17 protein-coding genes are annotated in these 12,980 nt (G+C 39.3%); 8 read left to right on the top strand and 9 right to left on the bottom strand.

The window, feature by feature from the left end; genetic code table 11:
* The first annotated feature begins 99 nt into the window (after positions 1-99).
* Both ACE1ET_RS04340 and ACE1ET_RS04335 read left to right on the top strand, forming a co-directional pair.
* Positions 100-504 carry a hypothetical protein gene (locus tag ACE1ET_RS04340; RefSeq protein ID WP_375727138.1) on the top strand — a complete coding sequence of 135 codons (405 nt, stop codon included), beginning with the start codon at positions 100-102 and terminating at the stop codon, positions 502-504.
* A gap of 6 nt (positions 505-510) precedes the next feature.
* Positions 511-1,215, top strand: a complete 705-nt coding sequence (locus ACE1ET_RS04335; RefSeq protein ID WP_375727137.1) for an RluA family pseudouridine synthase — start codon at positions 511-513, stop codon at positions 1,213-1,215.
* A 197-nt stretch (positions 1,216-1,412) separates the two neighbouring features.
* On the opposite strand, the gene trxA is transcribed toward ACE1ET_RS04335, so the two are convergent.
* The 4 genes from trxA to ACE1ET_RS04315 are packed head-to-tail and all read right to left on the bottom strand — an operon-like array spanning position 1,413 to position 2,841.
* The gene (trxA, locus tag ACE1ET_RS04330; RefSeq protein ID WP_375727136.1) at positions 1,413-1,823 is read right to left on the bottom strand and encodes a thioredoxin; all 411 of its coding nucleotides are present in this window, start codon (positions 1,821-1,823) and stop codon (positions 1,413-1,415) included.
* Between the two features lie 2 nt (positions 1,824-1,825).
* Positions 1,826-1,963: a hypothetical protein gene (locus ACE1ET_RS04325; RefSeq protein ID WP_375727135.1), complete on the bottom strand. Its 138-nt coding sequence runs from the start codon at positions 1,961-1,963 to the stop codon at positions 1,826-1,828.
* The gene (locus tag ACE1ET_RS04320) at positions 1,953-2,240 is read right to left on the bottom strand and encodes a co-chaperone GroES (protein ID WP_375727134.1); all 288 of its coding nucleotides are present in this window, start codon (positions 2,238-2,240) and stop codon (positions 1,953-1,955) included. Before ACE1ET_RS04320 ends, ACE1ET_RS04325 begins: the two co-directional genes overlap by 11 nt.
* A 19-nt stretch (positions 2,241-2,259) precedes the next feature.
* Entirely contained in the window at positions 2,260-2,841 is a 582-nt protein-coding gene (locus ACE1ET_RS04315) for a glutaredoxin family protein (protein WP_375727133.1), read from the bottom strand.
* A 249-nt stretch (positions 2,842-3,090) separates the two neighbouring features.
* Here ACE1ET_RS04315 and nhaA point away from each other — a divergent pair, with 249 nt between their 5' ends.
* Together nhaA and ACE1ET_RS04305 are read left to right on the top strand one after the other, a co-directional pair.
* Positions 3,091-4,413, top strand: coding sequence for a Na+/H+ antiporter NhaA (gene nhaA, locus ACE1ET_RS04310; protein ID WP_375727132.1), 1,323 nt, complete (start codon positions 3,091-3,093; stop codon positions 4,411-4,413).
* A gap of 12 nt (positions 4,414-4,425) precedes the next feature.
* The gene (locus ACE1ET_RS04305; RefSeq protein WP_375727131.1) at positions 4,426-5,424 is read left to right on the top strand and encodes an alpha/beta fold hydrolase; all 999 of its coding nucleotides are present in this window, start codon (positions 4,426-4,428) and stop codon (positions 5,422-5,424) included.
* A 12-nt stretch (positions 5,425-5,436) separates the two neighbouring features.
* Here the strand turns inward: ACE1ET_RS04305 and kdsA are convergent, their stop codons facing one another.
* Together kdsA and ACE1ET_RS04295 are read right to left on the bottom strand one after the other, a co-directional pair.
* The gene (gene kdsA, locus ACE1ET_RS04300) at positions 5,437-6,252 is read right to left on the bottom strand and encodes a 3-deoxy-8-phosphooctulonate synthase (RefSeq protein WP_375727130.1); all 816 of its coding nucleotides are present in this window, start codon (positions 6,250-6,252) and stop codon (positions 5,437-5,439) included.
* On the bottom strand, positions 6,245-7,522 hold the full coding sequence (locus ACE1ET_RS04295) for a replication-associated recombination protein A (protein WP_375727129.1): 1,278 nt from the start codon (positions 7,520-7,522) through the stop codon (positions 6,245-6,247). Before ACE1ET_RS04295 ends, kdsA begins: the two co-directional genes overlap by 8 nt.
* 207 nt (positions 7,523-7,729) lie before the next feature.
* Here ACE1ET_RS04295 and ACE1ET_RS04290 point away from each other — a divergent pair, with 207 nt between their 5' ends.
* Positions 7,730-8,245, top strand: coding sequence for a DUF6265 family protein (locus ACE1ET_RS04290; RefSeq protein ID WP_375727128.1), 516 nt, complete (start codon positions 7,730-7,732; stop codon positions 8,243-8,245).
* Between the two features lie 57 nt (positions 8,246-8,302).
* Here the strand turns inward: ACE1ET_RS04290 and ACE1ET_RS04285 are convergent, their stop codons facing one another.
* Complete coding sequence (locus tag ACE1ET_RS04285) at positions 8,303-9,067, bottom strand: exodeoxyribonuclease III (RefSeq protein ID WP_375727127.1); 765 nt, start codon at positions 9,065-9,067, stop codon at positions 8,303-8,305.
* A 182-nt stretch (positions 9,068-9,249) separates the two neighbouring features.
* On the opposite strand from ACE1ET_RS04285, the gene ACE1ET_RS04280 reads away from it, so the two are divergent.
* The gene (locus ACE1ET_RS04280) at positions 9,250-9,795 is read left to right on the top strand and encodes a glutathione peroxidase (RefSeq protein WP_473774469.1); all 546 of its coding nucleotides are present in this window, start codon (positions 9,250-9,252) and stop codon (positions 9,793-9,795) included.
* 59 nt (positions 9,796-9,854) lie between these two features.
* Positions 9,855-10,733 (top strand): carbon-nitrogen hydrolase, encoded by an 879-nt coding sequence (locus ACE1ET_RS04275; protein ID WP_375727126.1) that lies wholly within the window; start codon positions 9,855-9,857, stop codon positions 10,731-10,733.
* Positions 10,734-10,742: 9 nt separating this feature from the next.
* Here ACE1ET_RS04275 and ACE1ET_RS04270 read toward each other — a convergent pair whose 3' ends face one another.
* Both ACE1ET_RS04270 and ACE1ET_RS04265 read right to left on the bottom strand, forming a co-directional pair.
* Positions 10,743-11,132: a hypothetical protein gene (locus tag ACE1ET_RS04270; protein WP_375727125.1), complete on the bottom strand. Its 390-nt coding sequence runs from the start codon at positions 11,130-11,132 to the stop codon at positions 10,743-10,745.
* 45 nt (positions 11,133-11,177) lie between these two features.
* Positions 11,178-12,266, bottom strand: coding sequence for an EFR1 family ferrodoxin (locus tag ACE1ET_RS04265; RefSeq protein WP_375727124.1), 1,089 nt, complete (start codon positions 12,264-12,266; stop codon positions 11,178-11,180).
* 110 nt (positions 12,267-12,376) lie between these two features.
* Here ACE1ET_RS04265 and ACE1ET_RS04260 point away from each other — a divergent pair, with 110 nt between their 5' ends.
* Positions 12,377-12,850, top strand: a complete 474-nt coding sequence (locus ACE1ET_RS04260) for an SRPBCC family protein (protein WP_375727123.1) — start codon at positions 12,377-12,379, stop codon at positions 12,848-12,850.
* Positions 12,851-12,980: the final 130 nt, after the last annotated feature.

Genomic DNA, 12,980 nt, shown 5'->3' with positions numbered 1-12,980 from the left:
ATTTTTTTCTTCTATCGTTTATACTATTGTATTTCCGACAATTAAATTTCATGTACCTTTACACCCTTAAAAGTTTATAAACCAACAAACTCTGAAAACATGAAAAACAGAATCAGAATATTTGGAATTCCCGTTAATCAGAGAAATGTGGTTCGCTGGAAAATTTATATTGACCGTGCCAGGATGTATATCGGTTATATAAGTTTTATAATGCTTGGTTTTGTTTTTCTGAACTCATTTCAGAACGATGCCATCAGGACTTATCTTGATCAGAATAAATTGTGGATTTATCCTGTCATTATGGTTCTGTTTGTCGTTGTATCCTTATTTCTTGGCCGTATGGATACGAAACTTGGTATGCGGCGTGAAGAAATGCGCAACCAGGCGGCAGAAAACCCGGTGACCATGGAAATTTTAAATTCACTGAGAGAAATCCGGGAAATGCAAAAACAGATGATTGCAGATCAGAAAAGTATTGAAAAATCAGAAAACAAAACTAAATAGCGACACGTGCCGGACAAATATTCCAACAAAAATATTCCCAGAAAATATCAGCCAAGAGGATTAACAGTTCTATACGAAGACCAGGATATTATTGTGGTCAATAAAATAAATGGATTGTTAACCATGAGTACGGGCAGGGACCATGAGAAAACCGCTTATTCACTTCTTACCGACTACGTAAAAAAAGGAAATAGCCATTCCAGAAACAGGATATTCATTGTGCACAGGCTGGATAAAGACACCTCGGGGATCCTGGTTTTTGCAAAGCATGAAAAAGCAAAACGCTTTTTACAGGATAACTGGCAGGATTTCAGTAAAACCTATTTAGCCGTTGTCCACGGCAACCCTGATAAAAAAGAAGACATTATCACATCCTTTTTAATGGAGAACAAATTGCACAGGATGTACTCAACGAATGATCAGAAAAACGGAAAATTTTCGAAGACCGGTTATAAAGTCATCAGGGAATCGCGCTATTTTAGTCTGCTTGAGATCAATCTTTATACCGGAACAAAAAACCAGATACGCGTTCATTTATTTGAAGCGGGCCATCCTGTTGTGGGTGACAAGATGTACGGAGAACGCGATAAAAGTATTAAACGTCTGGGATTGCATGCAGCATCACTCACGTTCATTCATCCTTACTCAAAAGAAAAAATGACTTTTGATTCAGAGCTGCCTGTCTATTTAAAATCGCTGCTGAAACAATAAAGAGGCTGTCCAAAAAGACAAATAAAAATATTTTAAACTTATAAATTGTAAGCAATCTTTATTTTACCCCTCCAAACCTCCCCTAAAGTGGGAGGCTTTAAGTCCCCTTCAGGGGATTTAGGGGTAATTTTGTAAATACTACTTACAATCCGTAAGTAAAGATAATCCTGATATCACTTTTTTGACAGCCTCTTTTTTCATGCAAGTCCTACTTCCTTTAGAATAGATCGTTTGGGTTTGACTCCCATTATCCGTTTCACTTCCTTTCCGTTATCGAACAGAATCATGGTCGGAATGTTCCGGATGTTATATTTCTGTGCCAAAGCCTGCTGCTTATCCACATTTACTTTGCCAATGGTTATATTGCCCTTTTGTTCTTCAGCAATTTCATTCAGTGTTGGTGCAACCATTTTACATGGCGCACACCACGGTGCCCAGAAGTCCACCAAAACTTTTCCACTTCTGATAACGGGTTTAAAATTCTTGTTGTCAAGAATTCTGATATCCTTACTTGGAGCCACATCCTCCACATTTTTCATTTTTCTGTAACTGTAAGCGATGTACCCTATAATCAAGGCCAGAACGCCCAATCCTATATACCATCCCATAATTACTTATTTTCTTCCAGGTTAAACGACTCCGGCTCTTCGGAAACCAAATCTGCATTCCCTTTAAAAACCCTTTTTAAAAACGCCCTGAATGATATCCAAACGTGGATCATCGGGCAACTCTGACTATCAAATCTCATCTGTTTCCACAATTTTAGCGAGTATCTCAGAATACTGAATCAGCAGGTATTTTTTCCCTTCAAATTCGGTTTCTGTTCCACCGTAGGTTTTATATAAAACTAAATCTCCAACAGAGATTTCAGCATTTTCAATAGTACTCATTGCCACCACTTTTGCAATGGTTTGTTTCTCTTTGGCCGAATCAGGAATAATAATTCCCGATGCTGTGCGCTGCTCTTTATTATCGTCGGTTACATCGAGCAACACATTCTGATTTACTGGTTGTAATTCTCTCATGTTATAATAGTTTTTGTTTTTATCCCTGTAAGCCTAATAACTCATTTATCCGGGCTTTGTTGAACCCAACAATTATTTCTCCGTTAATATCCGTCTGAGGAACCCCCTGCTGTCCGGTTCTGCGGACAAGTTCTTCCGCTGCTTTAGGATCACGGGAAACATCCACATCGGTATATCTTACCCTTTGATTTTTAAGATATGTTTTTAACGTGTTGCACCAGGAACATGTTGGTGTGGAATACACTGTTACCCTTTTTTGCGGTTTCCCTTCCTTTTTTACTTCTGCAAAATAAACAGCATCTTCAAATAATGCCTTATAGTGTCCGGCATTGTTACAGCCTTTCACAACATTCTTAAATGAACCATTCTCAAACTCAAGCAAAGCAGGAACCGAGGTGATACCAAATTCTGTGTGAATATCCCTTACCACTGTCACATCAGCATAATAAAGGTTCAAACCTTCCACATTCTCACTGCCTTCAGCAATATGCCCAAACGCACATTCACTTTGTTCCGTACCTTTTTTGTACAATAACAGGTAGGCTTTGTCTTTCCCTGATATTGCGTCCTTTAATTCCGAAAAAGAATTGATCTGTATCATAATTCTACCTCCTATTTTTTCCGATCACAAATTTATTTGAATCATAGCATTTCATCAATACTATACCGAGCGATTATAACCGGTTCACATATGAAATTTTACAGGAAAAAAGCTGTAAAATTTCAATTTTATAAAATTGGTTAAAAGCTTTACGACTAAGTACTCTGGCAGAACCTTTTTTAAGTATTTCCTGTTATAGATGTATAACTTACTATGGACTAACACATTCTAAACATAATCTGCACATAAATGGGTACAAAACAACCGGACAATTTCATAAAAGAGGTCATAATTACGCCAATACAGAAATTCACAAAGATTGAAAGTTTTAGTGGGATATTGCTTTTTTCAGCAACAGTTATTGCACTGATCCTGGCAAACTCACCTGTTGGAGAATCTTTTAACAATATCTGGCAATATAAAATCGGGATCAGTTCAAAAGAATTTCACCTGGTAAAGCCGCTAATTCTATGGATTAACGACGGCTTAATGGCCATATTCTTTTTTGTCATCGGGCTGGAGATAAAACGGGAACTTATGATTGGTGAGCTAAACACCATGAAAAAGGCCTCACTCCCTTTATTTGCAGCCGTTGGAGGTATGATCATTCCTGTTTCCATATATTTATTATTCAATACATCTCCCGAAACACATAGTGGTTGGGGAATTCCCATGGCTACAGACATTGCTTTTTCGCTGGCAATTCTAACATTGCTTGGTAAAAGGGTTCCGGTCAGTCTTAAAATTTTCCTTACAGCATTTGCCATTGTGGACGATCTTGGTGCTGTTCTGGTCATTGCACTTTTTTACAGTGAAGAAATTAAATGGATGCTCTTGCTTTATGCCATGATCCTGTTTGTTATCCTTTTAATTCTCTCCAAAAGAAATCTGTACTCTAATTATCTTTTGGTAATCGTTGGTGCCGTAATATGGTATCTGTTCCTTAAAGCCGGAATTCATCCAACCATAGCAGGTGTATTGCTGGCATTTACTGTACCAATAAGCCAGAAGATTGATATTAAAACATACAACGAAAAATTAAAAGGCATAGTGGCCAGAATTGCACGAACCGAGGACAATGATAAGCCAATATTAAAACACGAACATCTTGACGCTGTGGATCAACTGGAAGAACTGACTGCAAAAGTGCATTCCCCGCTTCAACATTTGGAGCATAAACTGCACAACTGGGTGGCATATTTTATTATGCCGGTATTTGCATTTTCAAATTCCGGGGTTATAATCAGCAGTGAATTTCAACCGAACGTACCATTGATCGGGCAGATTTCCGCAGGTTTGATTTTAGGTAAAAGCATAGGTATATCGCTGTTTTCGTGGTTGGCAATCAAACTGGGAATAGCTGAAAGACCGGCAGGTGCTGATTTTAAACAAATCGTCGGAATCGCTTTTCTGGCCGGCGTTGGTTTTACCATGTCCATCTTTATTGCAAACCTTGCATTCAGCAGCCAGATATTATTGCTCGATTCTGCGAAAATTGGAATTCTGATGGGTTCACTGATATCTGGTATTGTCGGTTATTTACTTTTAAGAAAGTATACATCAAGAGTATAAAACAAGATAATTATGAAACAACTTATATTTTCCATAATTTTTCTATTCTCCTGTTTAAACTTTTTTGCGCAACAGGATTCACTTCAGTGGCTCGATATTGAACTTGCCAACTACGACTATCCCTATCCGGTCAGCCACATTCAGTTGGATATTCAGAATCAGCATCTTCAAATGGCTTATATGGATGTTAAACCTGAACATTACAACGGTAAAAACATCATGCTTTTACACGGTAAAAATTTCAATGGCGCCTACTGGGGCACCACGATTAAAGCGCTGACCAAAGCAGGCTACCGTGTTATTGTTCCGGATCAGATTGGCTTTGGAAAATCTTCCAAGCCGGAACATTTTCAATATTCCTTTCAACAGCTGTCCATTAATACAAAAGCAGTACTGGATTCTATCGGCGTAAAACGGACTGCTGTTTTGGGTCATTCTATGGGAGGTATGCTGGCCACACGCTTTACGCTGATGTATCCCGGCAGCGTTGATAAGCTGGTTCTGGAGAACCCTATCGGTCTGGAAGACTGGAAACTTGTTGTTCCGTACAAACCAATTGAATGGTGGTACAACAACGAACTTCACAAAGATTATGATAAAATAAAGGCATATCAGCTCAACAGCTATTATGATGGCAAATGGAAAAAAGAATATGATGAATGGGTGAATCTACTGGCCGGATGGACGCTCAATTCAGATTATAAACGTATTGCGTGGAATGCAGCATTAACCTACGATATGATATTTACGCAACCGGTGCTGTATGAATTTCAGAACATTGAAGTTCCTACCCTGCTTATTATCGGAACACGGGACAGAACTGCTCTGGGAAAACCACTTGTCTCTGACTCTGTGAGAAAGACCATGGGCTTGTATAACAAACTCGGCAAAAAAACACAGCAGACAATTCCGGATTGTAAACTTGTGGAAATTCCAAGTATTGGTCACTTACCCCATATAGAGAGCTTTGAAGAATTTATTGCTCCACTGAAGACATTTCTGAAAGAATAGTCCGGAGTTGTGCTAAAGTGCTTTTCTGATCCGAACCAGTTTTTCCAGCAGTGGTTCAAGCAAAGCCAGATTCAGCATGTTGGCGCCATCCGATTTTGCATTGGTTGGATCGTGATGTGTTTCAAGAAATAAACCATCAGCCCCAACAGCAATTCCGGCTTTAGCAATCGTTTCAATCAGCTGAGGATTTCCTCCCGTAACACCTGAGCTTTGATTCGGTTGTTGCAACGAATGAGTTATATCCAGCACCACAGGGCACCCGGTCTTCTGCATTTCCGGAATAGTGCGGTAATCTACGATTAAATCGCTATAGCCAAACATGGTTCCCCTGTCAGTCAGCATCACTTTGTCGTTTCCGGAATCGATCACTTTCTGAACCGCAAACTTCATACTTGAACCGGACAGAAACTGTCCTTTCTTAATATTAATGGTTTTGCCGGTTTCTGCAGCTGCGACCAAAATATTCGTTTGACGGCACAGGAATGCCGGGATTTGGATAACATCAACAAATTCAGCTGCCATTGCGGCTTCATTGGCTGAATGAATATCGGTAACAGTTGGAACATCAAATGTTTCTGAAACCTTTCTCAGTACTTTCAGTGCTTTTTCATCACCTATTCCAGAAAAAGAATCCAGTCTGGACCGGTTAGCTTTTCTGTACGATCCTTTAAAAACAAACGGAATTTCAAGCTTATCCGTCACCTTTTTGATCTTTTCTGCAATCCTCAGTGCCATGTCTTCACCTTCGATGGCACATGGTCCTGCCAGAATAAAAAAGTTACCTGAATCTTTATGTTTTAATTTGGGTATGTTCAACGCGTTACTCATGGTTGTATTTATTTTTCCAAAGGGATTTCATCCGTTCACTTATTTTTGTTTCTGATGCATTTTTCTGAGGTGTATAAAACTGTTTTCCTTTAATCTGATCCGGCAAAAATTCCTGATCCACAAAATTTCCGGGATAGGAATGTGCATATTTATAATCTGCTCCGTACCCCAGTTCTTTCATCAGTTTGCTCGGTGAATTTCTTAAATGCAAAGGAACCGGCAGATTGCCTGTTTTCTGTACCAGACTCTGGGCATCACCAATGGCCATATATGCAGAATTACTTTTGGGTGAAGTGGCCAGGTATATCGTTGCTTCAGACAGTACAATCCGACCTTCCGGCCAGCCGATCCGTTCAATGGCCTCAAATGCCGCGTTAGCAATAAGCAAGGCATTCGGATTAGCCAGTCCGATATCTTCTGCTGCAAGAATTACCAGTCGCCGGGCAATAAATTTTGGATCTTCACCACCTTCCACCATCCTCGCCAGCCAGTACACGGCACCATTGGGATCACTGCCCCGAACCGATTTAATAAATGCTGAAATGATATCGTAATGCAATTCGCCATTTTTATCATACATGGCAATATTGCGCTGTAACTTTTCAATGACCAGATCATCGGTCACCACAATTTTATCATTGAAATTAGCTGATATCAGTTCCAGAATATTCAACAGTTTACGGGCATCACCTCCACTCTGACGAATTATTGCTTCATGTTCCTTAATCTCCCAATCCAGCTTTTTCAATTCTGAATCCTCTTTCAGGGCGCGATCCATGAGCTTTAGTATCCCGTCATTATCCAAAGGCTTAAGTACATAAACCTGACAGCGGGACAATAATGGAGAAATGACTTCAAACGATGGATTTTCGGTTGTAGCACCAATCAAAGTAAACACACCTTCTTCAACGGCCCCAAGTAATGAATCCTGTTGCGATTTGCTGAAGCGGTGAATCTCGTCAATGAATAAAATTGGATTTGGCCGGTCAAAAAACTGTGACTTACGGGCCTTTTCTATCACCTCACGCACATCTTTCACGCCGCTTGACACAGCACTTAAGGTGTAAAACGGCCGTTCCTGCTGATTGGCAATGATCTTTGCCAGGGTCGTTTTTCCAACTCCCGGAGGTCCCCACAGGATGAAAGAACTGATCTTGCCTGATTCAATCATTTCGCGCAACACCGCACCTTTTCCAACCAGGTGCTCCTGCCCGATATAATCGTCCAGAGACTTAGGACGCAAACGTTCCGCGAGTGGTTTTAAAGCCATAATTTAAAATGAAAAACAAAAATACAAATTCCAACTGAATCGGATCAATGATACTTAACTTTTCCAAAGTTTAAAACTTTGGAAAAGCTTATTCACTATCTATTCAACAAACCGTTTTACGATATTTTTTTAAACTACCCAATTCATAAACCGCTCAGCAAAATAAATTGTTATAATTACATCTATTAACTTTAACAATTATTTATAATGAAAAAACTTGCCTTTGCATTAGTGGCATTTTTTGTACTGCAGCTTTACGCTTCAGGACAAAATGAATTTCCAAACACGATGTTCTATAACGATTCTGTTGGTTCACCAAAAGCGGATTTAAGTGTAATTGCCTGGCTACAGGGACACTGGCGTGGAGAAGCTTTCGGTGGCATAACAGAAGAAATATGGACACCTCCTTTAGGTGGATCCATGATGGGCGCTTTTAAACTTGTATCAGAGGACAAAGTTACTTTCTATGAACTTGAAACCATATCAGAAGAAAACGAAACACTGATTTTAAGGCTTAAACATTTTCATTCCGATTTGAAAGGCTGGGAAGAAAAAGACAAAACTGTGGATTTCAAACTGGTGAAAGTTACATCTGGCAAAGTTTACTTTGAAGGCTTTACCATAGAACGACTAAACAAAAATGAAATCAACATGTACGTTGTTATTGAAGATGACAATAAAACTGCTGAAGTAAAATTTAATTACCACAGGGTGACTGATTAATCACGATCCCATTTACCTTTTCCAAAGTTTGAAACTTTAGAAAAGTATCTATCGGTTTTACTTCAACTCAACTGCTACCGGACAATGGTCACTTCCCATAACATCGGCCAGAATAGATGCATTTTTTACTTCGGGGATAAAACTTTCGCTGACCAAAAAATAATCGATTCTCCATCCGATATTCTTTCCTCTGGCACCTGCACGAAAACTCCACCACGAATAGGCATCTGTTTTATCCGGATAAAAATAACGGAAACTATCCACTAAACCGCTCTGCGTAAACCTATCCATGCCATCAATCTCTTCCTGCATATAACCGGCACTCTTATTATAATTCGCTTTTGGCCGGGCAATATCTATTTCAGTATGAGCTACATTAAAATCGCCACACACTATGACAGGTTTCGTTTCTTCCAGTTTTTTAAGATAATTGAAAAATGCCAGATCCCATTCCTGCCTGTAACCCAAACGTTTTAATTCACTCCCGGAATTGGGGACATAAACAGAAATCAGATAAAATTTATCATATTCTGCACACATAACCCGGCCTTCATTATCGTGGTCATTAATACCAATACCTTTCGATATACTCATTGGCTCTGTCTTAGAAAGGATGGCTGTTCCGGAATAACCTTTTTTCTCAGCTGAGTTGGAATAAATATGATAGCCCTCAAGCCCTCCCAACGCTTCTGCCACCTGATCATCCTGTGCTTTGGTTTCCTGCAGACATAACATATCAGGATCCATTGCTTTTAAATCCTCAAAAAAATTCTTTTGAACAACGGCACGAATTCCGTTTACATTCCATGAGATTATTTTCATAACTGATATTTTAGTCAATATTAATTGTCATCATACAAATATATCAAGCAACTGCTATATTACAAACCACTATTATCCTTAAAGTGTTTAGTGCAGAACCATTTTGATGCTCTTAACCATTCTTAACCCATGTTGAACAAACATCACTGCACACCATATTGTTATAAGCTAAAACAATTGCAATGAATAAATTCTACATCACTTTAATGCTACTATTTACAGGTGTAGCTTACAACGTAAATGCTCAAAAAAGTTTCTATGATTTCAAAGTGGAAACCATAACTGGTGATTCAATCAGCCTTTCACAGTTTAAAGGAAAGAAAATTTTAGTCGTCAATACGGCGTCGAAATGTGGCTTTACGCCACAATATGAAGGTCTTGAAAAATTATACGACACCTACAAAGACGCCAACTTTGTAATCATAGGATTTCCCGCCAATAATTTCTTACATCAGGAACCAGGATCCAACGAAGAAATAGCGAAATTCTGTAAAATGAATTACGGAGTCACTTTTCCAATGATGGCGAAAATAAGTGTGAAAGGGAAGGATATACATCCGGTTTATCAATGGCTGACCACAAAAAAAGAAAACGGTGTTCTGGATACAAAGATCAGTTGGAACTTTCAGAAATTTCTGATTGATGAAAACGGGAACTTCGTGAAAACGCTTCCTCCCAAGACAAAACCTATGGATGAAGAAATTGTTGGCTGGATTAAAAGTTCCTGAAGCGCCATCGCTGTTTATAATTTCATAAAAAAACCCGAAATTCGCATAAAATTTAAATTATGAAGATCGGGATCGTACAGCAGTCAAATACTGTATCAGTTGAACATAACAAATTAAAACTGGCTGAAAATATCAGAGCTGCAGCCAAACAGGGCGCACAACTGGTGGTTCTTCAGGAACTGCACAACAGCTTATATTTCTGTCAGACCGAAGACACCGAAATATTTAATCTGGCTGAACCAATTCCGGGACCTTCAACTGCTTTTTACAGCGATCTTGCCAAAGAAAATAACATTGTTCTGGTCACGTCATTGTTCGAGAGACGTACAGCAGGTATCTATCATAATACAGCCGTTGTGTTTGATATTGACGGATCTATGGCAGGAAAGTACCGCAAGATGCACATTCCCGATGATCCTGCCTATTATGAAAAATTTTATTTCACGCCAGGAGATTTGGGTTTCGAACCCATCAATACTTCGCTGGGACGATTGGGAGTTTTGGTTTGCTGGGATCAGTGGTACCCGGAAGCAGCACGTGCGATGGCCCTCAAAGGAGCTGAGATATTGATTTATCCGACAGCCATTGGCTGGGAAAGTACAGATGCCGAAGCAGAAAAAGAGCGGCAGCAAACAGCGTGGATGACAGTTCAACGCGGGCATGCTGTGGCAAATGGCCTGCCTGTTGTTGCAGTAAACCGAACCGGTTATGAACCGGATCCTTCAGGGCAAACCAATGGCATACAGTTCTGGGGCACTTCCTTTGTTGCAGGACCGCAGGGTGAACTTTTGTATAAAGCACCTGCTGATAAAGACGTTATTGAGATTATCGATGTAGATATGAAACGAAGCGAGGACGTGCGACGCATCTGGCCCTTTTTCCGGGATCGACGGATTGATGCATTTAACGATCTCCTGAAGCGCTTTGCTGATGAATAATTATAATAACTACTCCTCTTTCAGCTTCTCAATCGTATAACGTTCATAATTGTCTCCCGTTCCCCTCCAGAAAGTGAGTTTATCCTTTGAATAGGCATAGGTGTATGAACCTGACAAAATAAGTGACCAGTCAAAATCAGCCGTCCAGACGCATTCATCATCAAACTGAATGGTATAATCATCCCATCCAACCGTTCCATGACAAATAGCAGGAAACCGGGCTGCTTCACTCCCACCTTCAAAAGTAAAATCTTTTATGCTTAAAGTGATCGCTGTTGTTGAATCGCCACGGGTATAGGATCCGGCATATTCGCCATCAAGATCAGGCAAACTGTTTTTGGGATCACATGAAAAAAATATTGAAGCCAAAATAATAAAAAGAGGTATTGTATATTTCATATTGCGTTTTCTTAAATGTGTAAATTAAGACAAAAAGCGTTGCATTTAAAACTGATTTTTACGAAGAATTTTTCCTGGCTGATATCGATTCCAAAGTTTTAGTCTGGTTAATGAGGTATATTCAATGATTATATCGAACCACTTAAAACGCTGTAAAAAATGAACAACGCGATGTGTGAATATAATCACTGCCATATACAAAGCAGAAAGAACCAGAAACCAAATGGTTCCGTTTTCAGTAATAAATCCCGGTAAAGTTATCCCAATCCGCTGTAACAAACCAAGCAGCAGTGTAACCACAGCCGTATTAGTGAGCGTAATTACACCAACTACCATTCCGTGAGCAGTTTCAATGGCCCGTTTTGGACAGGCATTCATGCATTGCATACAACTCTCACATTTCACAGTCCAGAATGGCCGGTTATTAACTAATTTTATGGCATTAACCGGACAATTTTTATGACACAATCCGCAATTATCACAACTTTTTGTAGCCACAAAGGTTTTGGCAATAAAAAACCTTCCTACAAAATAATATGCCAAAGCGACCGGAGTTAGAATCAGATCAACCGGAAGATCGAGCAAGGACCTGTACACCTTTTTGCCTTTCAGTATCTTGTGTGCAAAATCTTCTGTTTTTTTTTCACAACGGTGATGAATTTTCAATATAGCTTTTTCCCGGAGACCCGGATGCAGGGATATCCAGTTTGATGGTAAATCAATGGAACGCATGCCTGCTATTTTATACCCCTTAAGCCATAGCACCAATGCAGCAAGCAACAGGGCAATTCCACTCACACCGGGTAGAAACCACCGATTTAGCATAACGCCCGCTCTCGTGTTCATCAAAAATACATGACAGTCGCCTGGATTACGGGGAAATCTGAAAATGTATTTTACCATCAGTGGTGGATAATTAAATCCATGTGTCGGCGATATAAACCCGATGTAAGAACCAGGTTCAATGCCTGGAATTATGTGCCGTTCCGATGAACCAAGATTTTGTTGAATTACCTCAAACCCGTTTTGAGATGCAACCTCTGAGACCCATTCAGAAACTCTTTTTGCATTTCCTGTTCCCGAAAACCAAAACAGATCAACTATCTTTTCTTTATAATCTGGTGATGCACTCATTCCCAAACGGTTTAACTTAATGTTCCACAGATTTATAAAGTACTAAAATTAATAAAATTCAGAACTTTTTATACCATACACAGGTTTATGTATCAAATAATCTGTTAACAATGCGTTTTCATACCATAAACAAATCCGTTGTCGTCAAAGCGTCTCTTGAAGAAGCCTGGGAATTTATACGCAACCCGGAAAATCTGAATCTGATTACTCCGGCAGATATGGATTTCAGAATCGTTTCGGATCTGCCTGATAAAATGTTTAATGGGCTTACCATAGCCTACAGGGTAAAAATTCCCGTATTAGGTATTACCGACTGGCTCACCGAAATTAAACACATCCGGGAACCTTTTACTTTTGTGGACGAGCAACGTGTGGGTCCCTATAAGTTGTGGTATCATTATCATGCATTAGAAGAAATTGAAGATGGGGTGAAAATTATTGACAAAGTACATTACCAGCTCCCTTTCGGCATTTTAGGACATCTGGCACACTTACTTTTTGTCAGACGTACACTGATGAAAATATTTGATTTCCGCAATATCAAATTCAAAGAACTTCTTGAAAATATAGGGCAACCAAAATAAACTTCACTGTTAATATCAACTCCTTTTATTTCTTTAAGTTTATCTGGATCCTATTTGTAAAAAATTTTAAAACAGCATTTTACAGTTCGTCAACCATCGTTTACACAAAAACATGATTTGAATAATTTGG

Origin of the sequence: Quyinboa mangrovi, from assembly GCF_042219825.1 — a bacterium.
In the GTDB taxonomy this organism is placed as follows: domain Bacteria; phylum Bacteroidota; class Bacteroidia; order Bacteroidales; family UBA5342; genus JBHJHP01.
The sequence above is the reverse complement of the archived record's forward strand: the minus strand, read 5'-3'. Positions and strand labels throughout refer to the sequence as shown.